Source organism: Streptomyces lancefieldiae (assembly GCF_031845825.1).
In the GTDB taxonomy this organism is placed as follows: domain Bacteria; phylum Actinomycetota; class Actinomycetes; order Streptomycetales; family Streptomycetaceae; genus Streptomyces; species Streptomyces lancefieldiae.
This window is the reverse complement of record NZ_JAVRFH010000002.1, coordinates 110,290-132,991: the sequence shown is the minus strand read 5'-3', so window position 1 is coordinate 132,991 and position 22,702 is coordinate 110,290. Positions and strand designations below refer to the sequence as shown.

17 protein-coding genes are annotated in these 22,702 nt (G+C 72.0%); 12 read left to right on the top strand and 5 right to left on the bottom strand.

What is annotated here, in order from left to right; all coding sequences use genetic code 11:
* The first annotated feature begins 47 nt into the window (after window positions 1-47).
* Window positions 48-6,662: a polyketide synthase gene (locus tag RM812_RS02680; protein ID WP_311570733.1), complete on the top strand. Its 6,615-nt coding sequence runs from the start codon at window positions 48-50 to the stop codon at window positions 6,660-6,662.
* Between the two features lie 132 nt (window positions 6,663-6,794).
* Window positions 6,795-7,352 carry a pyridoxamine 5'-phosphate oxidase family protein gene (locus RM812_RS02675; RefSeq protein WP_311570732.1) on the top strand — a complete coding sequence of 186 codons (558 nt, stop codon included), beginning with the start codon at window positions 6,795-6,797 and terminating at the stop codon, window positions 7,350-7,352.
* Between the two features lie 37 nt (window positions 7,353-7,389).
* On the opposite strand, the gene RM812_RS02670 is transcribed toward RM812_RS02675, so the two are convergent.
* The 3 genes from RM812_RS02670 to RM812_RS02660 are packed head-to-tail and all read right to left on the bottom strand — an operon-like array spanning window position 7,390 to window position 9,655.
* Window positions 7,390-8,247, bottom strand: a complete 858-nt coding sequence (locus tag RM812_RS02670) for a 5-oxoprolinase subunit C family protein (protein WP_311570731.1) — start codon at window positions 8,245-8,247, stop codon at window positions 7,390-7,392.
* Window positions 8,244-8,906 (bottom strand): 5-oxoprolinase subunit B family protein, encoded by a 663-nt coding sequence (locus RM812_RS02665; RefSeq protein WP_311570730.1) that lies wholly within the window; start codon window positions 8,904-8,906, stop codon window positions 8,244-8,246. Before RM812_RS02665 ends, RM812_RS02670 begins: the two co-directional genes overlap by 4 nt.
* Window positions 8,903-9,655 carry a LamB/YcsF family protein gene (locus tag RM812_RS02660; RefSeq protein WP_311570729.1) on the bottom strand — a complete coding sequence of 251 codons (753 nt, stop codon included), beginning with the start codon at window positions 9,653-9,655 and terminating at the stop codon, window positions 8,903-8,905. Before RM812_RS02660 ends, RM812_RS02665 begins: the two co-directional genes overlap by 4 nt.
* A gap of 226 nt (window positions 9,656-9,881) precedes the next feature.
* On the opposite strand from RM812_RS02660, the gene RM812_RS02655 reads away from it, so the two are divergent.
* The 6 genes from RM812_RS02655 to RM812_RS02630 all read left to right on the top strand — a co-directional run bounded on the left by RM812_RS02655 (window position 9,882) and on the right by RM812_RS02630 (window position 15,778).
* Window positions 9,882-10,601: a DUF969 domain-containing protein gene (locus tag RM812_RS02655; RefSeq protein ID WP_311570728.1), complete on the top strand. Its 720-nt coding sequence runs from the start codon at window positions 9,882-9,884 to the stop codon at window positions 10,599-10,601.
* Complete coding sequence (locus RM812_RS02650; protein ID WP_311570727.1) at window positions 10,598-11,572, top strand: DUF979 domain-containing protein; 975 nt, start codon at window positions 10,598-10,600, stop codon at window positions 11,570-11,572. The genes RM812_RS02655 and RM812_RS02650 overlap by 4 nt, the downstream gene beginning before the upstream one ends.
* A 55-nt stretch (window positions 11,573-11,627) precedes the next feature.
* Window positions 11,628-12,278 (top strand): pyroglutamyl-peptidase I, encoded by a 651-nt coding sequence (pcp, locus tag RM812_RS02645; RefSeq protein WP_311570726.1) that lies wholly within the window; start codon window positions 11,628-11,630, stop codon window positions 12,276-12,278.
* A complete protein-coding gene (locus RM812_RS02640) occupies window positions 12,278-13,291 on the top strand; it encodes a DUF2891 domain-containing protein (protein ID WP_311570725.1) in 1,014 nt (337 codons plus the stop codon). The genes pcp and RM812_RS02640 overlap by 1 nt, the downstream gene beginning before the upstream one ends.
* 234 nt (window positions 13,292-13,525) lie before the next feature.
* Window positions 13,526-14,578 carry an aldo/keto reductase gene (locus RM812_RS02635; protein WP_311570724.1) on the top strand — a complete coding sequence of 351 codons (1,053 nt, stop codon included), beginning with the start codon at window positions 13,526-13,528 and terminating at the stop codon, window positions 14,576-14,578.
* 177 nt (window positions 14,579-14,755) lie between these two features.
* Window positions 14,756-15,778, top strand: a complete 1,023-nt coding sequence (locus tag RM812_RS02630; protein ID WP_311570723.1) for a metallophosphoesterase family protein — start codon at window positions 14,756-14,758, stop codon at window positions 15,776-15,778.
* Window positions 15,779-15,834: 56 nt separating this feature from the next.
* On the opposite strand, the gene RM812_RS02625 is transcribed toward RM812_RS02630, so the two are convergent.
* Both RM812_RS02625 and RM812_RS02620 read right to left on the bottom strand, forming a co-directional pair.
* The gene (locus tag RM812_RS02625) at window positions 15,835-16,788 is read right to left on the bottom strand and encodes an RICIN domain-containing protein (protein ID WP_311570722.1); all 954 of its coding nucleotides are present in this window, start codon (window positions 16,786-16,788) and stop codon (window positions 15,835-15,837) included.
* 151 nt (window positions 16,789-16,939) lie between these two features.
* The gene (locus tag RM812_RS02620; RefSeq protein ID WP_311570721.1) at window positions 16,940-17,527 is read right to left on the bottom strand and encodes a TetR family transcriptional regulator; all 588 of its coding nucleotides are present in this window, start codon (window positions 17,525-17,527) and stop codon (window positions 16,940-16,942) included.
* Window positions 17,528-17,621: 94 nt separating this feature from the next.
* Between RM812_RS02620 and RM812_RS02615 the strand changes: the two genes are divergently transcribed.
* The 4 genes from RM812_RS02615 (at window position 17,622) to RM812_RS02600 (ending at window position 22,507) form a co-directional block, all read left to right on the top strand.
* Window positions 17,622-18,665 (top strand): NAD(P)-dependent alcohol dehydrogenase, encoded by a 1,044-nt coding sequence (locus RM812_RS02615; RefSeq protein WP_311570720.1) that lies wholly within the window; start codon window positions 17,622-17,624, stop codon window positions 18,663-18,665.
* Between the two features lie 143 nt (window positions 18,666-18,808).
* Entirely contained in the window at window positions 18,809-19,648 is an 840-nt protein-coding gene (locus RM812_RS02610; protein ID WP_311570719.1) for an endonuclease/exonuclease/phosphatase family protein, read from the top strand.
* A gap of 182 nt (window positions 19,649-19,830) precedes the next feature.
* On the top strand, window positions 19,831-20,325 hold the full coding sequence (locus RM812_RS02605) for a hypothetical protein (protein ID WP_311570718.1): 495 nt from the start codon (window positions 19,831-19,833) through the stop codon (window positions 20,323-20,325).
* A 418-nt stretch (window positions 20,326-20,743) separates the two neighbouring features.
* The gene (locus RM812_RS02600; RefSeq protein WP_311570717.1) at window positions 20,744-22,507 is read left to right on the top strand and encodes a lysyl oxidase family protein; all 1,764 of its coding nucleotides are present in this window, start codon (window positions 20,744-20,746) and stop codon (window positions 22,505-22,507) included.
* Window positions 22,508-22,702: the final 195 nt, after the last annotated feature.

Below are 22,702 nucleotides of genomic sequence, written 5' to 3'. Positions count from 1 at the left end.
CGCCCCCCCGTTCATCCGTACGCGTGCGACTCGTGGAGTGAAGCAGCATGGGATTCGAACCGATCGCCGTCGTCGGGCGGGGCTGTGTACTGCCCGACGCGCTGGACCCGGACACGTTCTGGGACAACATCCGCGCACGCCGTTGCAGTCTGTCGCCGGTCCCCGAGGGGCGGTGGCGGCTGCCCCACCGCTGGGCCATGGGTACCGTCGACGATCACCGCGACCGCACCTGGACCGACGTCGGGGGCTACGTCCGGGGGTTCGAGTCGGTCTTCGACCCGAACGGATTCCTCGTCGCCCCGGAACGGATCCTGACCCTGGATCCGCTCTTCCACTGGGTCCTGCACGGCGCCCGGCAAGCACTGGGGGAGTCGGGCTACGAGGGACCCCGCGAGCGGGCCGGCCTGGTGCTGGGAAACCTCTCCTACCCCACGAGCGCCGGATCGGCCTACGCCGAACACGTGTGGCTGTCCGCCCAGGAACCGCACGTGCGGGACGCCCTGCTGACCGGCACCCGCCGGGTGCGCCCCGACCCACGCAACCGGTTCTCCTCGGGACTGCCCGCCCACTTCGCGGCCAACGCCCTCGGACTCGGCGCGGGGGCCTTCGCGCTCGACGCCGCCTGCGCCTCCTCGCTGTACGCGATCAAACTCGCGTGCGACCGCCTGCACGACAACACGGCCGACATCATGCTCGCCGGCGCGGTGAACCGCGTGGACAACCTGTTTCTGCACGTGGGGTTCTGCGGCCTGTCGGCGGTGAGCCGGTCCGGACGCAGCCGCCCCTTCCACCGGGACGCCGACGGGTTGCTGCACGGCGAGGGCGCGGGGTTCGTGGCCCTGATGCGGCTGCCCGACGCGCTGGCGGCCGGCGCGCCCGTCCTCGGGGTGATCCGGGGGATCGGGCTGTCGAACGACGGACGTGGCCGTGGCCTGCTCAGCCCGGCCCAGGAGGGCCAGGAACGGGCGATGCGGCTGGCGTACCGTGCGGCGGGCATCGCGCCGGAGACGGTCTCGCTCGTGGAGTGCCATGCCACGGGCACCCCGGTCGGGGACGCCGTGGAGGCCCGGAGCATGGCACGGACCTTCGCGGCGGCCCGCGACGTCCCCATCGGCTCGGTGAAGTCCAACGTCGGTCACCTGCTGGCCTCGGCGGGGGTGAGCGGGCTGCTCAAGGTGCTCGGGGCGATGCGCGCGGGCGTCCGTCCGGCGACACTCGGAGCCGACCGGCCCCTCGCCGACCTCGAGGACACACCACTGCGTGTGCTGAGCGAGCCGGAGGCGTGGCCGGGGACCCGCAGGGCCGCAGTCAGCGCCTTCGGATTCGGCGGCACCAACGCCCATCTGATCGTCGATGCCTGGGAAGGCGGCATAGGCATCAAGGGCATCAAGGGCGGCAAGGGCGGCAACCGGGACACGGGTGGCACAGGAGGCACGGGAGCACCCTTGGGCGGCGCGCCCGGTCCGTTCCGCGCGGCCCGTGACACCGCCCCGACCCCCGACGGGCCGGCGGCGGAAGACGCGATCGCGATCGTGGCCGTCGGTGCACGGGCCGGCGACGGGGCCGGCACCGAGGCCTTCCGCCGCGCGGTCCTCGACGGCGAGCCGTGCGGTCCCACGACGAGGATCGGCGTGTCGCTGCCGGACCTGTGCTTTCCGCCGGTGGCACTGCGGAGCACCTCGCCCCATCAGCTCCTGGTGCTGGAAGCCGCGCGTGAAGCCGTGCGGGGGCTGTCCCTGCCCCGCGAGCGGACCATGGTGCTCATCGGGGCGGGCGTCGACCCCGACGTGGCACGCGGCGGCGCGCGCTGGAGGTTTCCGCACTGGGTGGAGCAGTCCGGGTGCGACGCCGGCCCCGACCTCCTCCCGTGCGCCCAGGACGCCTTCGTCCCCCGCATGGGAGCGGAGCGGGTGGTCGGCACCCTTCCCAACCTCGTGGCCAACCGGATCAACACCCAACTCGACCTGGCCGGGCCCGGCTTCGCGGTGTCGGCGGAGGAGGCGTCCGGCCTGGTGGCGCTCGCCCTCGCGGCCCGGGCCATCAGAGCGGGCGAGGCCGATGCCGCGCTGGTCGGCGCTACCGATCTGTCCCACGGCGCCGTGCACCGCACCGCGCTGCGGGAACTCGGCCGCGAGACCCGGACCGGGGACGCGGCCGTCGTCCTGGTGCTGAAGCCGCTCACCGCCGCCCGCCGGGACGGCGACACGGTGTTCGCCCTCCTCGACGAGCAGAGCGAGGGCGAGGCGGACCTGCTGGTCGGGGACGGCGAGGCGGCCACGGTCGACCCGGCGTCGGTCTTCGGCCGGGTCCACGCCGCTCACGGACTGCTGTCCGTCGCCGTCGCGGCGACCGCCCTGCTGCACCGCGCGGTGCCCCGCCCGGGAGAACCCGCCCGGCCGCGCGCCGACCTGCGCACCGCCCAGGCGGTCGTCACTCCGCTGGAGGCCCCCACCGTGCGCGTCCGACTGCGGGCCGGCGACGTACTGCCCCGGGTCCGGACGGCCGTGCCGCGGCTGCACGTCTTCTCCGGTGGCGACCGGCAGGAGGTGCTGGCCGCGCTGGACCGGGGAGTGGAGTCCTGGGACGGTCCCGCCCGCCTGGCTCTCGTCGTCGAAGGTGACGCCGGGCTCCGTTCGGGCGTGGAAGGTGCTCGCCGCTGGCTTGCCGGAGGTGGCGTCAAGCCCGGCGGCGTGCTGTACCGGGACGCGCCGGTGGTGGGAGAGACCGGGTTCGTGTACACCAACGGCTCGGCCGCGTACCCGGGCATGGGGCGCGAACTGATGCTCGCCCTCCCCTCACTCGGCGCGGCCGTCCTGGCCCGGCACGGCGCCGTCGCCGCGTCCGCGGACCCCGGCCCCCGGCCGACGACACTCGAACGGATCCGGAGCGCCGCCCGGCTCGCCACGGTCCACACCGAGCTGTGCCGCGGACTGCTCGGTCTGCGCCCGGACGCCGCCATCGGGTACTCCTCGGGTGAGACCGCCGCTCTGGTGGCCCTCGGAGCGTGGCCCGACGCCGAAGGCCTGTACGGGGCCGCCCGGGAGAGCGGCCTGTTCGCCGGAGAGCTGACCGGAGAACTCCGCGCGGTGCGACGGGCGTGGGAACGCGCCGGCGTGGCCGGGACCCGGTGGTCCAGCTACCTGGTGACCGCGCCCCTCGAACGGGTCGGGGAAGAGCTCGCGAACCAGCCGGCCGTTCACCTGATGGCGCTCAACGCACCCGGGGTCTGCGTCGTCGGCGGAGAGTCACGGGCGTGCGCGGCCGTCGTGGACCGGCTCGGGGCCGGCAACGCCATCCCGATCGACTACGACCTCGCCGCCCACGCACCGGAACTGGCCGAGGTCCGCGAGGAGTGGCGGAACCTCCACCTGCGGCCGACCGCCGACGTGCCCGGGGTGCGGTTCTACAGTGAGGCCGACCAGCGGGCGTACCTCCCGACGACCGAGCGGGCCGCCGAGGCGATCACCGCCCAGGGCCTCGGCACGATCGACTTCGCCGGCACGGTGGAGAGGGCCTGGGCCGACGGGGTCCGGATCTTCGTGGAGCAGGGACCGCGCGGGCTGTGCACCGGGTGGATCAAACGGGTGCTGGGCGACCGGGAGCACGTGGCCGTCGCCCTGGACGCTCCGGACGACAGGGGCCTGCGGCAGTTGTGCCTGGCCGTGGCCGAACTCGTCGTCGCCGGGGTGCCCGTGCGGGCCGACGCGCTCTTCGCCGAGCTGGGAAGAGCTCCGCAGGCGGACGCGCCGACCGGTCCGACGCTGGAGGTACCGGTCCTGGGGGAGCCCCGGCTGCCGTCCTCGCTCGGCCGGTCGGTGGCGATCCTGCCCAGGGCGCCTCGGCCGGCTCCCGTACCGATGCCGGAACCGGTCCCACCCGGCACGACGACCGCCCCGCCGGCCTCCGCCCTGCCCAGTGCGACCGGTGGGCAGGGCCCGGTGCCCGCGGACCGGCGTGCCGGGCGGCCAGGGCACGCCCTGCGCGTGACGGCGCTCCACCGCGAGGTCATGGCCGGACAGGCGCGGCTGCACGAACGGTTCCTGCGGGTCACCGAGCAGGCCGTCGCGGCCCTGGGGCGTTCCGTGCCGGTGGCAGGCGCGCGCCTGCCACCGCCGCTGGACGTGCCCCGTACCCGTTCGGTGACTCCGCCGGTCACTCCTCCCGCTCCCGCGCCGCGCCGGTCAGCACCGGCACCCCGGCCCGGACCCAGCTTCGACCGGGCCCAGTTGGAACACCTCGCGTCGGGGCGGATCTCCGCCCTCTTCGGACCGGCGTTCGCCGCGCAGGACGCGTACGCCGTACAGACCCGGATGCCCGAGCCGCCGATGTTGCTCGCCGACCGCGTCACCGGCATCGACGCCGAACCGGCGGCACTCCTCGGCCCCGCGCCGGCGAACCCCCGGGGCACGATCTGGACGGAGACCGACGTACGCCTCGACAGCTGGTACCTCGACTCCACCGGGCGGATGCCCTGCGGCCTGATGGTCGAGGCCGGCCAGGCGGACCTCCTGCTCATCAGCTGGCTCGGCATCGACCTGCTGACCCGGGGCGAGCGGGCCTACCGGCTGCTGGGCTGCGAACTGACGTACCACGGAAGCCCTCCCCGGGCGGGAGAGACGCTGTGCTACGAGATCCACATCGACGGACACGCCGAGCACGACGGCGTCCGGCTGTTCTTCTTCCACTACGACTGCCGTGTCGACGGAGAGCTCCGGCTCAGCGTCCGCAACGGCCGGGCGGGGTTCTTCACCCGGGAGGAACTCGCCCGGAGCGCCGGAGTACAGGGCGACCCCGCCGACGGCCCACCCGGCCCCGACCTGCCCACCGACCCTCCGGCCGTCCGGTGCGCGTACGACACCTTCGACGCGGACCGGGTGCGGGCCTTCTCACAAGGGCGTCCCGCGGACTGCTTCGGACCCGGATGGGAGCGGGCCGCGGCCCATGTGCGGTCGCCGCGCATCGACGGCGGCAGGCTCCGGCTGCTGCACGAGATCACCGCGTTCGACCCGGCGGGCGGCCCCTGGGGCCGCGGCTATCTGCGTGCCGAGACTCCCGTCGCGCCGGACGACTGGTTCTTCGACGGACACTTCAAGAACGATCCCTGTATGCCGGGGACCCTGATGCTCCAGGGCGGTATGCAGGCGATGGCCTTCTACCTGGCCGCCATGGGCTTCACCATCAGCAGGGACGGCTGGCGCTTCGAGCCGGTCGACGGTGCCCCCAGCACGGCGGAGTGCCGAGGCCAGGCCACCCCGAGCAGCCGACGGATCGTCTACGAGGTGTTCGTACGCGGGGTGTCGGCCGGTCCGGTGCCGACCCTGTACGCCGACGTGCTGGGCACCGTCGACGGGTGCAGGGCCTTCCGTGGACGGAATGTCGGGCTCCGGCTGGTGCCGGACTGGCCACTGACGCACTGGCGCCAACTCGGCCCGCCGGCCCAGCAGGCCGACGGTACCCCGGTCCCGGTCGCCTCACTCGGGGGCCTGGTGGGCCACCGGGAGCCCAGGGCGGTGGCGGCGGTGGACGGCTTCGCCTTCGACTACTCCTCCTTGCTCGCGTGTGCGTGGGGCCGGCCCAGCGAGGCGTTCGGTCCGGCCTATGAGCGCTTCGACGGCACGCGGAGGAGCGCACGTCTGCCCGGTCCTCCCTACCACTTCATGAGCCGTGTCGCCGCGGTGGAGGGGCCGCCGAACGGCATGCGCGAGGGCAGCCGTGTGATCGCCGAATACGATGTCCCCGACCGGGCTTGGTACTTCGAGCAGAACGACGGCAGGACGATGCCGTTCGCCGTTCTCATGGAGATCGCCCTGCAACCGTGCGGTTGGCTCGCCACCTACGTGGGCAGCGCCCTGACCAGTGACGTCGATCTGCTGTTCCGTAACCTCGACGGCTGTGGGACCGTCACCGGTGAGGTCACACCAGCCACGAGGACCGTGCGTACCCGTGCCGAGCTGACCAGCGTCTCCCGCGTCGGCGACATGATCATCGAGTCGTTCACGGTGCGCTGCTCCGCCGACGGCCAACAGGTCTTCGAGCTCTCGACGGTGTTCGGGTTCTTTCCGTACTCGGCCTTCGAGCTCCAGGCGGGACTCCCGGTTCCGGCGGCCGAGAGGGCGGGGCTCACCGCTCCGTGCGACCACACGGTCGACCTGACGACGCGTCCGGCACGCTGCTTCGAGGGCCCGGCACGACTGCCGGGCCCCATGCTGCTGATGCTCGACAGGGTCACGGGCTACTGGCCGGACGCGGGCCGCGCGGGACTCGGCCGGCTGCGCTCGGAGAAGGACGTCGACGCCGGGGAGTGGTTCTTCAAGGCGCACTTCTTCCAGGACCCGGTGCAGCCGGGGTCCCTCGGCATCGAGGCGATGTGCCGACTCCTGCAGTACTACATGATCGAACGAGGTCTGACGGACGGAATCCCGGCTTCCCGGTTCGAGCCGGTGATGCTCGGTCAGGAGGTGACGTGGAAGTACCGGGGCCAGATCACTCCGGAGACCCGGCTGATCAGAGTGGACATGGAGATCCTGGACGTCGGTGAGGAGCCGGGAGGCCGATGGGCCACCGCCGAGGCGACGCTGTGGGGCGACGAAACCTGCGTGTACCGGGCCCAGGGGATCGGTATGCGGGTGGCGACGGAAGGCCGGCCCGGCCCGGACCGGTGATCGTCGGCTTGCTCCGCTCTCCGACCGGGGGCAAGCTGAAACTCCGTGCAACGGACTCTCGCCGGGTCGCACCGCGGGCACCAACCAGTTGCTCGTGTCGCCGTGTCGCCGTGGGGCGAAGGGAGATCCGTCATGTCCGCACAGGGGTCCGCCAAGGAACCCACGACCGAGCTCGACGCCCGCTACAGTTCCGCGCTCAACCCTCGCCCGGGCGCCGCGGACGTCACCGCCACGCGGTGGGCCGACGCCCGGCGCCGGCTGGCGGCCGCCGAGATCTTCTGGGTGTCCACGGTGCGGCCCGACGGGCGGCTGCACGTCACTCCCGTGATCGCCGCCTGGCACGACGGGGTGCTGTACTTCTCCACCGGCCAGGGGGAGCAGAAGGCGAGGAACCTCGCTCATGACGGGCACTGCGCGCTGACCACCGGATGCGACGCGCTCACCGAAGGGCTCGACCTCGTGGTCGAGGGCACGGCGGTGCCGGTGACCGACCCGGCGGTGCTGGAGGAGGTGATCGCCGCGTTCGAGGCGAAGTACGGGCCGCACATCACCTCGCCCGAGGGCACCTTCCACGGGCTCGGGGACGCGTTCCGCAAGGGGGACGACGTGGTGTTCGCCGTGGCACCGGCCACGGCCTACGGCTTCGGCCGGGACGACGGGAGGTACACCCATACGCGCTGGGCGTTCTGAGCGCCGCCGCCCGTACCGGCCGCCGCGGTTCCCCGTCTCAGCCGAGTGTGAAGCGCACCGGCGTCCCGGCCGCGGCCTGGGCCGCCGCCGCCAGGGCGGGTTCCGCGACGACCGCGATGACCGGGTAGCCCCCCGTCGTCGGGTGGTCGTGCAGGAAGATCACAGGGCGTCCGTCCGGCGGCACCTGCACGGCGCCCAGGACGATGCCCTCACTGGGCAGTTCGCCCGTCAGGGCCCGTTCCAGCGGCGGGCCCTCGGTACGCAGGCCGACGCGGTTGCTGTGCGGGGAGACGCGGTACGTGGCCGAGGTGAGGGTGCGCAGGGCGGCCGGGGCGAACCAGTCGGCGCGGGGTCCCAGGCGTACCGGCAGCACCAGTTCGGCAGGCGGTCCGGGCCAGGGGGCGGCGACGGGCAGCGCCACCGTCCCCGCGGGGGCGCCCACGGGGACGACGTCACCGTCCCGCAGGGGATCCGGGCCCAGTCCCGAGAGCAGGTCCGTCGAGCGGCTGCCCAGGACGGGTTCGGCGGCGATGCCTCCCGCCACCGCCACGTACGAGCGCACGCCGGCGGTCGCCGTCCCCACGTTCAGGACCGCGCCCGCGGGCACCCGCACCGGAGCGCCCCAGGCCGCCGGCCGCCCGTCCACGGTGACCGGGCAGTGCGCGCCGCCGACCACGGCGGTGACGGCGCGGTCGGGCCGCAGGGCGCAGCCGGTCAGGGTGGTCTCCAGGACGGCGGCACCCGGGTCGTTGCCGAGGAGCCGGTTGGCGAGCCGCATCGCGGGCGCGTCCAGGGCGCCGGAGCGGGGCACCCCCAGGTGGGCATGGCCGCGGCGGCCCGCGTCCTGCACCGTGGTGAGCGCGCCGGAGCGCACCGTCATGAGCTTGGCCGTCATCCCGTCACCCCCGTGGAGATGTCGTCCGCTGTGACGAAGCGCACGCGGGTCCCCGGTGTGAGAAGCGCCGCCCGCTCCCGCGCGGGGTCCCACAGCGGCCCCGGGTCGGGCATGGTGCCGATCAGTTGCCAGCCGCCCGGCGTGGAGCGGGGGTAGACGGCGCTGTACGGGCCGGCGAGGGCGACCGCACCGGCCGGAACTCGGGTCCTGGGCGTGGCCCTGCGGGGCACGTGCAGCTCCGGGGGCAGTCCGGTGAGGTAGCCGAAGCCGGGTGCGAAACCGCAGAACGCGACACGGTGGGTGAGGGAGGTGTGGAGCGCGGCGACCTCTGCCGGGGTGACTCCCCACATCCCCGCCACGTCGGCCAGATCCGGACCGTCGTAGCGCACGGTGATTTCCACGACGTCCCCGTCGTCGTCGGCACGCTGCGGCACATCCCAGTCGGTGAGCCCGCGGGCCAGCGCCTGCGGGTCCGACACCCCGTCCAGCAGGACGGTGCACGCCCCCGGCACGATCTCTTCCACGGGCGGCAGCGCACCGGTGGCGCGCCGGCGCAGCACTTCGGCGTGGAAGGCCGCGGTGCGCTCGGCGTCGGGCAGTTCGACGAGGAGCGCGTGGCGGCCGGCGGCACGCGTCGTGAGGGGCGGGCTCCCAGTCATGCGAACGCCCCGATCCCGACCCCCGACGTCTCCAGCGCCTCGCGCACCCGCGCCGCGATCCTGGCCGCGTTCGGGGTGTCGCCGTGCACACACAGGGACCGGGCGGCGACCGCGACGGTCGTCCCGTCCACGGCCTCCACCGCGCCCCGCACCGCGAACGCCAGCGCGCGCCGTACCACCGCGTCCTCGTCCGTCACCACGGAGTTCGCCTCTCGGCGGGGGACGAGTGTGCCCCGCGCGGTGTAGGCGCGGTCCGCGAAGGCCTCGGGCACGCCGGTGAGCCCCGCCTCCCCGGCGGCGGTGAGCAGGTGCGAGCCCGGCAGGCCGAGCACGGGCAGCGCACCGCCCGCGAGCCGTACCCCGGCCACGACGGCACGGGCCTGCTCGGCGTCGTGGACGGTCCGGTTGTAGAGCGCGCCGTGCGGCTTCACATAGGCCACCTCGGCCCCGGCGGCCTCGGCGAACACCCTGAGCGCGCCGATCTGGTACGCCACCTCGGCCGCGAGTTCGTCGGCGGGCACGTCCATGGCGCGCCGTCCGAAGCCCGCCAGGTCGCGGTAGGACACCTGGGCCCCGATCCGCACCCCGCGCTCGGCGGCGAGGTCACAGACGCGACGCATCACCGAGGGATCGCCCGCGTGGAAACCGCAGGCGACGTTGGCGCTGGTGACGACGGAGAGCAGGGCGTCGTCGTCGGTGAGGGTCCAGCGACCGAAGCCTTCACCGAGATCTGCGTTGAGGTCGATCACATCCTGAACGTAGACGATCGTTGAACGATCAGACAAGAGGTGGCGGTCATCCGGTGATGTTCCGTGACGGCGACGCAGAATTCGCCCCTTGTTAGATCGTTCAACGATAGCTAGTGTCCGTGCATCTGCCACGTATCTGGAGCTATGGTCCGGGGACCGATGAAGTCACGGCTCCGCAGGTTCCGGATCCGTGCCCTGCCCCCTCATGCCTGAAGAAGGCCACCGAATGATCGTTCTCCTCGGTGTGGTCGTGGTGATCCTCGGATTCGTCACGCGCCGCAACCCCGTCCTCGTGGTGGGCGTCGCCGGTATCGTCACCGGACTGCTCGGCAAGATGAACCCGCTGGAGGTCCTCGCGGCCTTCGGCCGGTCCTTCGCCGACAGCCGCTCGGTCACCGTCTACGCCATCGTGCTCCCGGTGATCGGCCTGCTCGAGCGCTACGGCCTGCGCGAACAGGCCCGCAACCTCATCGGCCGCCTGGGCAGGCTCAGCGCCGGCCGGTTCCTCACCGTCTACCTGCTGGTACGGCAGGTCACCGCGGCCTTCGGCCTGAACAGCATCGGCGGCCCGGCGCAGACCGTGCGTCCCCTGGTGGCGCCCATGGCCGAGGCCGCCGCCGAACGCGCCACGGGCGCCAAGCTGCCCGACCGCCTGCGCGAGAAGGTGCGCTCCTACTCCGCTTCGGCCGACACCGTGGGCGTCTTCTTCGGCGAGGACTGCTTCATCGCGATCGGCTCCATCCTGCTGATCACCGGCTTCGTGAACTCCACGTACCACCAGGACATCGAACCGACCCAGCTGGCCCTGTGGGCGATCCCGCTCGCCGTCTGCGCCTTCCTCATCCACGGTGCCCGGCTGCTGCTCATGGACCGGCAGCTGGAGCGAGAAATGGCGCTCGCCGCCGCCGAGCACGACCTGCCGCTTCCCGAGGGGGCCGACAAGTGATCAAGGTCGAATGGCTGTACTGGCTGATAGGCCTCGTCTTCGTCGTCATGGCCGTGCAGATGGCCACCGACCGCAGCAACCCCAAGCGATGGACGTCCGCCGCTTTCTGGGGCCTGCTCGGACTCACCTTCCCCTACGGCACCGGCGTCGCCAACGCCACGGCCGGCAACGGCGACTGGACCCTGCCCGCCGAGCCGCTCGGCGTGGCGGTCCTCACCCTGATCGTGCTCGCCGGGTTCAACTTCCTCGGCAAGGGCGTCCCTGTCACCACCACCGCCGAGCAGCGCGAGGCCTCCGCGGCCCGGCTCGGCAGCAAGATCTTCATTCCCGCACTGACCATCCCGCTCGTCGCCATCGTCTGCGCCTCCGTGCTGGACGAGTCCGGCCTGTTCGAGACGGGCAAGGCCACGCTGCTCGGCCTCGGCCTCGGCTGCGTCGCCGCGCTCGTCGTCGGCATGATCGTCACCGGTGAGAAGAAGGTCTCCGTCCCGATCCACTCCGGCCGCTCCATGCTGGAGGCGATGGGCTCCGCCCTGCTGCTGCCCCAGCTGCTGGCCGTGCTCGGTTCGATCTTCGCCGCGGCGGGAGTCGGCGACCAGGTCGGCGACCTCGTCAACAGGGTCCTGCCCGACGACTCCAAGTACCTCGCGGTGATCGCGTACTGCGTCGGCATGTTCCTGTTCACCGTCATCATGGGCAACGCCTTCGCCGCCTTCCCGGTGATGACCGCGGCGATCGGCTGGCCGGTTCTCATCCAGCAGATGCACGGCAACGAACCCGCCGTCCTCGCGATCGGCATGCTGGCCGGGTTCGCCGGCACGCTCTGCACGCCGATGGCCGCCAACTTCAACATCGTCCCGGCCACCCTGCTCGAGCTCAAGGACCAGTACGGACCGATCAAGGCACAGCTGCCGACGGGGATCGCGCTGCTCGGTTGCTGCACCGTCATCATGGCGCTCTTCGCCTTCTGAGCCGCCACCTCGCCCCTCGACCGCACGGCGCCCGTCCGACCCGCAAGGAATGCCCATGACCCGTGTCCTCATCACCGGCTTCGCGCCCTTCGGCGGCGAGAGCGTGAACCCGTCCTGGCAGGCGGCGTCCCTGGTGGCCGCCGAACCGCCCGCCGGACTCACGGTCACCGCCACCGAACTGCCCTGTGTCTTCGGCAAGTCCCTCGAAACCCTGCGCGACGCCATCCGCGCCGTATCCCCCGACCTGGTGCTCTGCCTGGGCCAGGCGGGCGGACGCCCCGGCGTCACCGTCGAGCGCGTCGGCCTCAACGTCGACGACGCACGCATCCCCGACAACGCCGGTCAGCAGCCCATCGACGAACCGGTGGTCCCGGACGGCCCCGCCGCCTACTTCTCCACCCTCCCCGTCAAGGCCTGCGTCGCCGCGATGCGCGAGGCCGGCGTCCCGGCCGCGCTCTCCCACACGGCCGGCACCTTCGTCTGCAACCACGTGGCCTACGGTCTCGGCCACCTCATCGCCACCGAGTACCCGCACCTGCGGGGCGGTTTCGTGCATGTGCCCTGGGCGCCGGAACAGGTCACCGACGGCACCGCGCCGTCCCTGCCGCCCGCCATCGTCGCCCACGGCCTGCGCGCCCTGCTGGCCACCGCCGCCCGCACACCGGCGGAGCGGGACCTGAAGGTCACCGAAGGAGCCACCCACTGATGCCGCTCAGCGACTACGCGGCCCCCTTCGCCGGGCTCGCCCTCGCCAACATCACCCGCGAGTACCCCAACTTCCCCGCCCACCTGATCACCTCTCCCGACGAGCGCCCCGAACCCCGCACCCTGCACCCCGCCTTCTACGGCGCCTACGACTGGCACTCGTCGGTCCACATGCACTGGCTGCTCGTCCGGCTGCTGCGCCGCCACGGCGGCACACCCGTACTACCGGACACCGGGCCGGCCATGGACGCACTCGACCGGCACCTCACGCCCGACAACCTCGCCGTCGAAGCCGCCTACCTCCGTGACCGCCCCTCCTTCGAGCGGCCCTACGGCTGGGCGTGGCTGCTCGCGCTCGCCGCCGAGTGCCGGGCCTTCACCGGCGCGGCGGGCGCCCGGTGGGCCGGGGCACTGGCGCCGGCCGTCGCCACCGTGGACCGGCTGCTGGCCGACTGGCTGCCCAAGGCCACGTATCCCGTACGCCACGGAAACCACCCCAACAGCGCCTTCGCGCTGAGCCTCGCACTCGACTCGGGAGAACTGTCGGCGGCGACCGACCGAGCCGTACGGGAACGCCTGCTGGCCTGGTTCGCCGACGACCGCGACGCGCCCGCGCACTGGGAACCGTCGGGACAGGACTTCCTGTCACCCGCGCTGAGTGAGGCCGACGCGATGCGCAGGGTGCTTCCGAAGGAGGGGTTCGCGGCATGGCTCGACCGCTTCCTGCCCGCGCTGCGCTCCGGCGCCCCCTGCCCGCTGCTGGACGTGCCGGTCGTCTCCGACCACGCCGACCCGCAGATCGGCCATCTGCTCGGCCTGGCTCTCAGCAGGGCCGCCGCGCTGCGCTCCCTCGCGGACGCCCTGCCCGACGGACCGGTCCGCAGCCGCCTGGACGAGGCGGCGGCGGCACACCTCTCGGCGGGACTGCCGGCGGTGGAACGCGGTGACTTCACCACCGACCACTGGCTGGCGACCTTCGCGGCGCTGGCGCTCGACCCCGTTGCCCACGGCTGACACGGGGTCGTCACCGGCACGGGGGGCCGTACGCCTCGTCAACCGGCGTCGCGTACGGTCCGTGAGCCACCGGGAGCCGGTGTGGCGGGGGCGTGGGTTCGACCGCGAGTGCAACGCTCGGGCGCCACGGACCCACGGCCCGGCGGAACCTTCCCCTGCCCTTGCCGTCAAGTGCACTCCAAGTCCTAGGCTGACGCTCCCGACCCGCCCCCTCCCGCGACGGAGCACCGCCCCATGCGCTATCGAGTCCTCGGCAGGACCGGCATAGAGGTCAGCACCCACTGCCTCGGCACGATGATGTTCGGTGCCGTCGGCAATCCCGACCACGAGGACGGCGCACGCATCATCCACGCCGCGCTCGACGCCGGCATCAACTTCGTGGACACCGCGGACATGTACTCGGCCGGCGAATGCGAGGAGATCGTCGGCAAGGCGCTCGTGGGCAGACGCGACGACGTCGTGCTCGCCACCAAGGTGCACTTCCCGCTGGGGGAGGGACGCAACCGCAGCGGCAATTCGCGCCGCTGGATCCTCAAGGCCGTCGAGGACAGTCTGCGGCGCCTGGACACGGATTGGATCGACCTCTACCAGGTGCACCGTCCCGATCACACCACCGACATCGAGGAGACGCTGTCCGTCCTCAGTGACCTGGTGCGGGCGGGCAAGATCCGGGCGTTCGGCTGCTCCACCTTCCCGGCCGAGGACCTCGTCGAGGCTCACCATGTGGCGGAGCGGCGCCAACTGATGCGGCCGCGCACGGAGCAGCCGCCGTACTCGATTCTCGCGCGCGGCATCGAACGGTCCGTGCTGCCCACCGCGCGACGCCTGGGTATGGGGGTGCTGACCTGGTCACCGCTCGCCTCGGGATTTCTGTCCGGCGCCTACCGCGAGGGCCGGCCCGTCGACCTCACCACCGGCCGCGCCAGACTCACTCCGCACCGCTTCGACCCCGCCGTCCCGGGCAACGCCGCCAAGCTCGCGGCCGTCGAGCAACTCGTGACTCTCGCGGAGGAGATGGGCTGCACCCTGCCGGAACTGGCCGTCGCCTTCCCGTTGGTGCACCCGGCCGTCACATCGGTGATCATCGGTCCGCGTACCATGGACCAGCTCTCCTCGCTGCTCAAGGGAGCCGACCTGCTGCTCGACGACGCGGTGCTCGACCGTGTCGACGAGATCGTGGCACCTGGCACCGACCTCTATCAGGCCGACGGCGCCTGGCAGCCGCCCTCGCTCACCGAGCACGCGTGGCGCAGGCGCCCGGTGGGGGAGCGGGCGGCCGCGGACTGAGTGCCCGCGCTCGTTGGAACCGACACCCCCGATTCCCGGGGTGAACGCACCGCACGCCTGTCCGCACATGTTCATGCCTGGTACACGGACATGTCCTCGGCACGTGGGACGGAGTGCACCCGAGAACGTGATCTTGGTCGGCGGTACACCCGCACGTTCACGACCACGGAGTCCGACATGGATCGCAGATCCCTCCTCGCCGCCACCGGCGGCGCACTGGTGACCGCCGCCGGCGCCTCGCAGGCCCACGCCGCTCCGGCCGGTTCGCCCGGGACCCCCGGCCGGCGCGGGCGGGACGTCGTACGGTTCAACGTCATCAGCGACATCCAGGGGGACCTGCGCGACTTCGGCCGGGCCCTGGACGACATGGCGGCCGTCAACCCGCACAGCGCGGGCCTCGCCGTCGCGGGCGACATCACACCGCGCGGCTACGACTTCGAGTACGCGCAGGTCACCGCCGAACTGCAGCGTCACTCCCACCCGTCCGAGGTGGCCTGGGCGATCGGCAACCACGAGTTCTACGTGCCGAAGTGGCGCGATCCGAACACCCTGGCGGAGGAAACCTGGCCCAACAACACCACAGAGGACTCCCTCTTCCGCAGCTTCTACCGTTTCGCCGGGCGCGGTCGTGTGCACGCGGAGATGTCCTTCGGCGGCATCCCCGTCCTCACCCTCGGTACCGAGCGTTACTCGCATTACCACGACCCGAAGCTCTGGGACGAGGTGTGGATCAGCGACGAGCAGTTCGCGTGGCTGGAGGACCGTCTGTGGTACTGGTCGCGCCGCCGCAAGCCGGTCATGGTGATCACCCATCATCCGCTGCCCAACACGGTCTCCGGCACCCGTAACAAGCTCTACGCGAGCGACTACCTCCAGGCCGACCGCCTCCTGGGCCTGCTCGGCCGCCACCCCGACGTCTTCCTCTTCTCCGGCCACACCCACTGGGACCTGGACCTCTCCGACTGGGTGGTGCGCCGCGTCGTACCCGGCACCGCGAACCTCAGCGGGTTCACCGTCGTCAACACCGGAGCGATCCAGACCGGGTTCCGTGACGACGGCAAGGGTGGCGAGGTCGCCGTCAGCGGCTCCTTCAACCAGGGCCTCCAGGTCGAGGTGCACCGCGACGCGGTCGTCGTCAAGGCCCGCGACTTCGCCCGCGGCGCCTGGCTGAAGGAGATCACCGTGCCGCTGGCACGGTGATCTCGGCGCGGGGTCAGGAACGCGGGACGACGGCCGTCGTCCCGGGCGCTGGGCGATCAGCCCTCTCGGAGGAGAAACAGCTGATCGGCCGAGCCGGTACATCGTTCCTCGATCGCTTCGGCCCCCTCGGTGGTGTCGTCGTCGACGATGCCGACGCAACGGCCGCTGTCTGCCGGGCGAAGCCGGAATCCTTCGGCGCCGTCGGCCTCGGCGGACTCCACGTGGAACAGGGTGGCCCGAGCACAGTCGTTCCGGGGCTCGAGCATGTCCTTGGCAGGGCCGGTGTTCATGACGGTCAGGCATCCCTTGCCCTCCCGCGGATGGTGCCACTGGAGGCGGTACAGGTCCTCCCCGGTGGATTCGAGGTATGTGCGCGGCACGGGGGCCTGGGAGCAGGGGAGTTGGACGGCGATGGCGGTGTCGTAGGCGCCGCGCCGGTCGCGTCCGTCGGTCAGGCAGAGGTCGGGCGCACGGGCCGGGCGGACGGTGATCCAGCCGTCGGTGGGAGCCCCGGGATCGACGGCAGGACCGGCGGAGCTGTCGGGGAACAACCCCCAAGCGGTCAAGGCGAGCACCGGGACGACGAGCGAGGCCATGAGCGCGACCCTGCGGCCCGTGGCACGGCGTGGCCGAGCGACCGTGGCCTCTTCGGCGTCCGTTTCCGGTCGGGGCCCGGCCTCGGCCGGCGCCCCGGACACCGTCCCCGGCTCCGCGGCCCGCGTGGCCGCGGTGTCTGCGGCGATCCGGTTCCTGGCGTCCAGCCAGGCGCCGACCCGCTGCGCGTCCCCGCAGGCGCGGACGAAGGCGGCCAGCAGTTCGGGCCGCGGCAGGCTCGTGCGGCGCAGCATGTCGGCCAGCGTGCTCCGTGGCAGCACGTCACCGTTACGGGCAGCCCGCTCCTCCAGGTCGCGGTATGTCAGCCCCGAACGCTCCTTGAGTTGCTGCATCGACTCGACGAAGCCCCCAGCATCTCCGGCTTCATGCGGCGACAGTTCCCCCAGGCTTCCCATGAGCGTCATCGTGCGGCGGCCACGGCAGGCATGACAACCGTGGATTTGGTCATGCTCCGCCGTTCCGGGCGCGGTCCGGGAAAGGCCCGGACACGGCCGTCCGGGACGGGGAACGCCGGTTGATCAAGAAGGTCGGCGGCCACCGCGTCCGCTAGTCGGCTGCCACGGCGCGGCGGACGCTCTCGCGGAGCAGCGCGCGACGCCGCTCGTGAAGTTCGGGTGGCTCCTGTGCGGTCGCCGCGTAGACGTTGCTGACCGGCGACCAGGCCATGGACATGGCAATAACCAGGGCCATGATGTCGAACGGGTCTCCCTGGCGCACCAGGCCGGTGGCCTGGGCCTCGGCGATGGCGCGCAGTTTGCGGTCGTCGAGGCGGTCGGGGTCCTCGACCAGGTGACCGGCCGGGCGCCGCTCCAGGCGTGCCCAGGTGGCGAGTCGGATGAGGTCGGGGCGGCGGAGGTACTCGTCGTAGAGGCGTACGGCCCAGTCCGCGAGGTCGGTGGCATCGATCGGGGCGACATTCACGATCCGCTCCAGCGAGCCGAAGAAGATGGCGTCGAAGAGCCTGTCCTTGCCGCCGAAGTAGGCATAGAGCTGCGCCTTGTTGGTGCGTGCCGCGGCCACGATCCGTTCGACGCGCGCTCCGGCGATCCCATGCTCGGCGAACTCCCGGGTCGCCACATCGAGGATGCGCTGGTACGTCGCGGCTCCGCGCGAGGTCAGGGGCTGATCGGCCATGCCCCCACACTACCAAACAGAACAGTTGGTTTGCCTGGCGGACGGGAACCGCCTACGCTGAATAGACCAACCGGTCTGTCTGTGAGGAGGCGCCATGAGGAACACCGTTGGCTGGCAGGTGGAAGGTGCGTCGACGACGCTGCGGCGCGCGCCACTGGAACGGCGCGACCTGCGTCCCGACGACCTCGCGGTCCGGGTGGACTACTGCGGTGTCTGCCACACCGATCTGCACGCCGTCGGCGCCCGGGCCGGCGAAGGAGGCCGGCCCCTGGTGCCCGGGCACGAGTTCACGGGCGTGGTGACCGAGACCGGACCCGCGGTCACCCGCTTCACCGTCGGCGACCCGGTCGCGGTGGGCAACATCGTGGATTCGTGCGGTGAGTGCGCCATGTGCCGGGCCGGCCAGGAGAACTTCTGCCACGCCTTCCCGACCCTGACCTACGACGGCACCGACCGGCACGACGGGTCGACCACACTGGGGGGCTACTCCCGGGAGTACGTCGTCCGCGACCGTTTCGCCCACCCCCTTCCCGCCGGTCTGGATCCGGCCGCCGCCGCTCCTCTGCTCTGCGCCGGGATCACTGTCTGGGAACCGTTGCGCGCCCTCGGCGTGAGGCCGGGAACCCGCGTCGCGGTGGCGGGGCTGGGCGGCCTGGGCCACCTCGCGGTCAAGATCGCCGTGGCGCTCGGCGCCGACACCTCGGTCGTCAGCCGCTCACCGGACAAGGCCGACGACGCCCGTCGTCTAGGTGCCGGTGGTCTCGTCGTCTCCACGGACCCGGAACAGATGGCCGACGCCCGTGACCGGTTCGACGTCGTCATCGACACCATCTCCTCCCCGCACGACCTCGGCCCCTACCTGCGTCTGGTCGCCATGGACGGGACGCTCAGCCACCTCGGGCACCTGGGACCCGTCACCGTGGAGACCACCGACCTGCTCGTGGGACGCAAGAAGCTCAGCTCCGCCGGCAGCGGCGGCAGGCCCGCGACCGCCGCCATGCTGGACTTCTGCGGCGAGCACGGCATCACCGCCGACATCGAACTGCTCCCCTCCGCGCGAGTGAACGAGGCCCTCGACCGTCTCCGGCGCAACGACGTCCGCTACCGCTTCGTACTCGACATGTCCGACCTGGACTGAACGGAGCCGAGGTCCACGCGGTGACCCGGCCGGCGAGGGCGGCGCTGCGGCGCTGAGCGATGGCATGTGTTGCTGACGACGCCCGTCCCATAACCTTGGGCGTGCAGACGTCGGATGACATGTGAATCCGCACCGGGGAGGCGATGGTGCTCGGTAGGGGCACGGGGTTGTTCGTGGGCGCCATGGCCGTTGCCTGCATGATGCTCGTAGGGCCCAGTGCACCGGGCGGTGGCCTCTTCGGTTCGTCACGACCGGCCGCTGCCGTCAGGGACGTCGTTCCGAACCGGGTCATGACGTGGAACATCTGCAACCCCTGCGAGGAAGGCAACGTTGACCGGGCGGCGGAGATCGCCAGGTACGCGCCCCAGGTGATCGGCCTGCAAGAAGCATGTGTGCGGGACGTCGAGAAGATCCGGGATCACCTGGAGCGCCTTCACGGGCTGGTCTACCACGTCCAGTACGGGATGGTTCTTCGGGACCGGGGCCGCTGCGGTGGATGGCCGTGGAGTCCGGGGGCCTTCGGCCAGGCGGTCCTCTCGGCGGCCCCGATGACCGACCGCGTCAGCGTGGAGTACCCCGACGGCGGATCCGAGGACCGCGGGTACGTGGCAGTCACCACCACGGTGGGTGGCCGGCCCGTCCGGGTCTTCAACACACACCTCGCCCAACGACGTCAGGAAGCGGTCCGGGCGGACCAGGTCGGTGTACTCGCCGCAGCAGTGGGCCGGCACGACCGTGCCATCGTCCTGGGCGACTTCAACGCCGTGCCGGACGCTCCCGAACTCACCCGGATCTGGGCACAGGCCGCGGACACGGACCCCCGGTGTCGCCCCTCGTCCACCGGCACCTGCGAGGTGACCACGGACTGGCACAGCAAGTTCGACTACGTCTTCCTGCGAGGCATCGCCCCGCTCGAGCACCGCGTGCAGCCCACCCCGTACTCGGACCACCACATGCTGTACACCGACGTGGACCCAAGCTGAAACGCTTCCGTCGGCAGCTCGGGGACGACCGACGGGGAGCGCGGCCCGGCTCACGGATCCCGGTGTCCCGTCGCGAGGGGCGCGCATACTCAACACCGCGGAAATGAAGGGCAGTTGCGCAGCATAGGCTTGACCGCTCCGAGCGCGGGCGGGGGCCCGCGCCCCGACCGGGAGGGCCGCACATGGCCGTCGAGTACTGGCACGCCTACGTCGTCCAGAACCTCAAACCGCTCATCGACATGCGTCGGCGCGACCACGCGGCGGAGCGCGCGGCGGGGGACCTCGGCGCGGATCCCATGGCGGGAGTGGTGGAGTGGACCCTGCCCTACGGAATGGACGACGGCAACGGGCTGGTGCGGCTCACCGTCTTCACCGAGGTGGTGCCGGAAACCCATGAGCGCCGGATCCGGGTCGTGGTGGCCGCAGCGACGCGTGGTTGGACCCAGGACGACGGCAAGGTGTCCCTGCCGCGCTTCACCGGCTGGGGCTCGGAGTACGTTCGGCCCCGGCGGGAGATCGAGGACGCGGCCGCGCTCGACGTCCCGCGCCCCGACGGGCCGTTGACCCAGGGCATGGCCGAGGCCCTGTGCGCGGCGGTTGGCGGCCTCCCCGAGTCACTTCGCGAGGAGCCCGGAGGGGAGGTCGGGTTCTCGGTCGCCGTACGAGAGGGGAACTGACCGGTGGCGGCGGCTCGCGCGGAACCCGCCGACCCAGGCCGGTGAGACGGTTCCCCCGGTCCGGGCGCCGGACGATCGGCCCCGCGGGCCCAAGGCCGGAAGGGTCCCGGTGCGGCGTTCGTGAGTGGAGGCCCTGGCCGGTGGTGTGGGGCGGGAGACGGGCGGCACCACGTAGCAGAAGGCCCGTCACCGGGTGGGCCGTACCCGTGACAACGGCCCGATTTCCTCGACAACGGAGTTATCCGGCCAACATCCCCTCGTTTTCCCTCTGAGGACAACCGAGCCTCCGGCCCGCACCTCTCACAGCGCGGGCACAGCAAGTGCCTTTCACCGCGCGGGCCTTGCGGCTGTCCTCGCCGACAAGCCGTGCCGCCTGCCGCCTGATTCCTTCTCACAGCACTCGGAGGACGAGGGAACGATGACCAGAACGCGCACCACCCGGCTACGGCGTCCGCTGCTCACGGGTACCACGGCCGTCGCCGCCATGGCCGTGACGGCCGGTCTCGTGGCCGCCACGTCGGAGCCGGCCAAGGCCGCGACAGGGCCCAAGCTGAGCCTCATCGCCGCGACCAGCTCGATCACGCTCACCTCCTGGAAGGAGGACCCGGGCGTCTACCTGGACCTCGGCACCTACCTCACCGCCGAGGGGACGCCACTGGAGCTGAAGGTGACCCGGAAGTCCTACAAGGACCCGGTGACCATCACCCAGACCGTGTACGAGGGCGGCAAGACCAAGGCCAAGACGCTGCCCCAGGGCACGGTGAAGGACTTCTCCGGCCTACCCGGCTTCGCGGAGATCACGGTCACCGACGAGGCGGGCAAGAAGGTCCTCAGCCGCACCGAGGACTTCTGCCCGAACAACGCCAGCGGCCGGGTACGGCCCGACGCGCCGGCCACCTCCAAGTACCCGGAGAGCTGCCCCACCAACCCGTTCACCCTCGGCTCGGTGTGGGGCGTCGAGAAGGGCTGGGCCGCCAACACCTACGCGGGTTCCTACACCGATCCGGCCGCGCTGGCGGCCGGCACGTACACCGCCAAGATCGAGGTCGCCAAGAAGTACCGCGACCTGTTCGGCATCGCCGACCAACCGGCCACGGTCAAGGTGACCGTGGAGGAGCGGAGCTACGAGGACGAGCAGGGCGCCGCCGTGCCGGAGACCTCGTCCGCACGGTCCGCCCAGGGCGGCGAGCACGCCGGGCACGGAACCGCCCACCAGGCGCCGACCGCGCACGCCGGCCACGGTCCGGGGCACGCACCGACGCCCGCTCAGGCCGCGGCGCCCGTGACGAGCGGCGCCGGCCCCTCGTACAACGTGGGTCACGGTCCGCTGAAGGCGGCACCGCCGGCCCTGCCGTGGGCGCTGAAGAAGGAGCAGGCCGCACGCGCGATGCGGGTCGGTGACACGGGTGGCCAGACCGACGGCTCGCGCAAGGCGCCGGCGCTCACGCCGCTGTCGAAGCGGCCCGCCGGCAAGCCCTCCGTCCCGGACGTCCCCAAGCCCGACCTGCGCTCGCTGCCGGCCTACGGCATCGTCGTCAGCGACGGCGAGGGTGACATCACCGGCAAGGACTACCTGGCCTTCAGCGCCAACGTCTGGAACGCCGGCCCGGCGCAGCTCGTGGTGGACGGCTTCCGTTCGCCCGGCAAGGACAAGATGGACGCCTACCAGTACTTCTACGACGCCAAGGGCACGCAGGTCGGCTACACCCCGACCGGCACCATGGAATGGGATCCGCGCCCGGGCCATATGCACTGGCACTTCACCGACTTCGCCAGCTACCGGCTGCTGAAGGCGGACAAGAAGGAGGCCGTGCGCAGCGGTAAGGAGGCCTTCTGCCTGGCCAACACCGACGCGATCGACTACACGGTGAAGAACGCCAACTGGCACCCGTACAACACCGATCTGTCCACCGCGTGCGGCCAGGAGAACTCGATCTCCGTCCGCGAGGTGCTGGACGTCGGCTCCGGTGACACGTACACCCAGGACCTGCCGGGCCAGTCCTTCGACATCACCGACATACCCAACGGCACGTACTACATCCAGGTGCTGGCCAACCCGGAGAATCGGCTGAAGGAGACCAACCTCGACAACAACAGCGCTCTGCGGAAGATCGTGCTCGGCGGCGAGCCGGGCAAGCGGACGGTGACCGTGCCGGCGCACGAGCTGGTGAACGCGAACTGACCGCACGTCAAGGCGACGCCTGACACGGAACAAGGGGCCGGCGACCACGTCCAGTGGCCGCCGGCCCTCACGTCCGTCGGGCCCCGGCATCCACGCGCCGCCCTCGCCTTCGCGGTGCCGCGCGGCACCCGTGTGGACCCCAGCACCGCTTTCGGCGCATCGCTGTGGGAGACGGCCGCGGCGGCACGACCAGGC

What these genes read in the sequence shown, in the direction of transcription:
- RM812_RS02680 (WP_311570733.1), top strand. Translation starts at nt 48, where the DNA reads ATGGGATTCGAACCGATCGCCGTCGTCGGGCGGGGCTGTGTACTGCCC.
- RM812_RS02675 (WP_311570732.1), top strand. Translation starts at nt 6,795, where the DNA reads ATGTCCGCACAGGGGTCCGCCAAGGAACCCACGACCGAGCTCGACGCC.
- RM812_RS02670 (WP_311570731.1), bottom strand. Translation starts at nt 8,247, where the DNA reads ATGACGGCCAAGCTCATGACGGTGCGCTCCGGCGCGCTCACCACGGTG.
- RM812_RS02665 (WP_311570730.1), bottom strand. Translation starts at nt 8,906, where the DNA reads ATGACTGGGAGCCCGCCCCTCACGACGCGTGCCGCCGGCCGCCACGCG.
- RM812_RS02655 (WP_311570728.1), top strand. Translation starts at nt 9,882, where the DNA reads ATGATCGTTCTCCTCGGTGTGGTCGTGGTGATCCTCGGATTCGTCACG.
- pcp (WP_311570726.1), top strand. Translation starts at nt 11,628, where the DNA reads ATGACCCGTGTCCTCATCACCGGCTTCGCGCCCTTCGGCGGCGAGAGC.
- RM812_RS02640 (WP_311570725.1), top strand. Translation starts at nt 12,278, where the DNA reads ATGCCGCTCAGCGACTACGCGGCCCCCTTCGCCGGGCTCGCCCTCGCC.
- RM812_RS02635 (WP_311570724.1), top strand. Translation starts at nt 13,526, where the DNA reads ATGCGCTATCGAGTCCTCGGCAGGACCGGCATAGAGGTCAGCACCCAC.
- RM812_RS02630 (WP_311570723.1), top strand. Translation starts at nt 14,756, where the DNA reads ATGGATCGCAGATCCCTCCTCGCCGCCACCGGCGGCGCACTGGTGACC.
- RM812_RS02625 (WP_311570722.1), bottom strand. Translation starts at nt 16,788, where the DNA reads ATGGGAAGCCTGGGGGAACTGTCGCCGCATGAAGCCGGAGATGCTGGG.
- RM812_RS02620 (WP_311570721.1), bottom strand. Translation starts at nt 17,527, where the DNA reads ATGGCCGATCAGCCCCTGACCTCGCGCGGAGCCGCGACGTACCAGCGC.
- RM812_RS02615 (WP_311570720.1), top strand. Translation starts at nt 17,622, where the DNA reads ATGAGGAACACCGTTGGCTGGCAGGTGGAAGGTGCGTCGACGACGCTG.
- RM812_RS02610 (WP_311570719.1), top strand. Translation starts at nt 18,809, where the DNA reads ATGGTGCTCGGTAGGGGCACGGGGTTGTTCGTGGGCGCCATGGCCGTT.
- RM812_RS02605 (WP_311570718.1), top strand. Translation starts at nt 19,831, where the DNA reads ATGGCCGTCGAGTACTGGCACGCCTACGTCGTCCAGAACCTCAAACCG.
- RM812_RS02600 (WP_311570717.1), top strand. Translation starts at nt 20,744, where the DNA reads ATGACCAGAACGCGCACCACCCGGCTACGGCGTCCGCTGCTCACGGGT.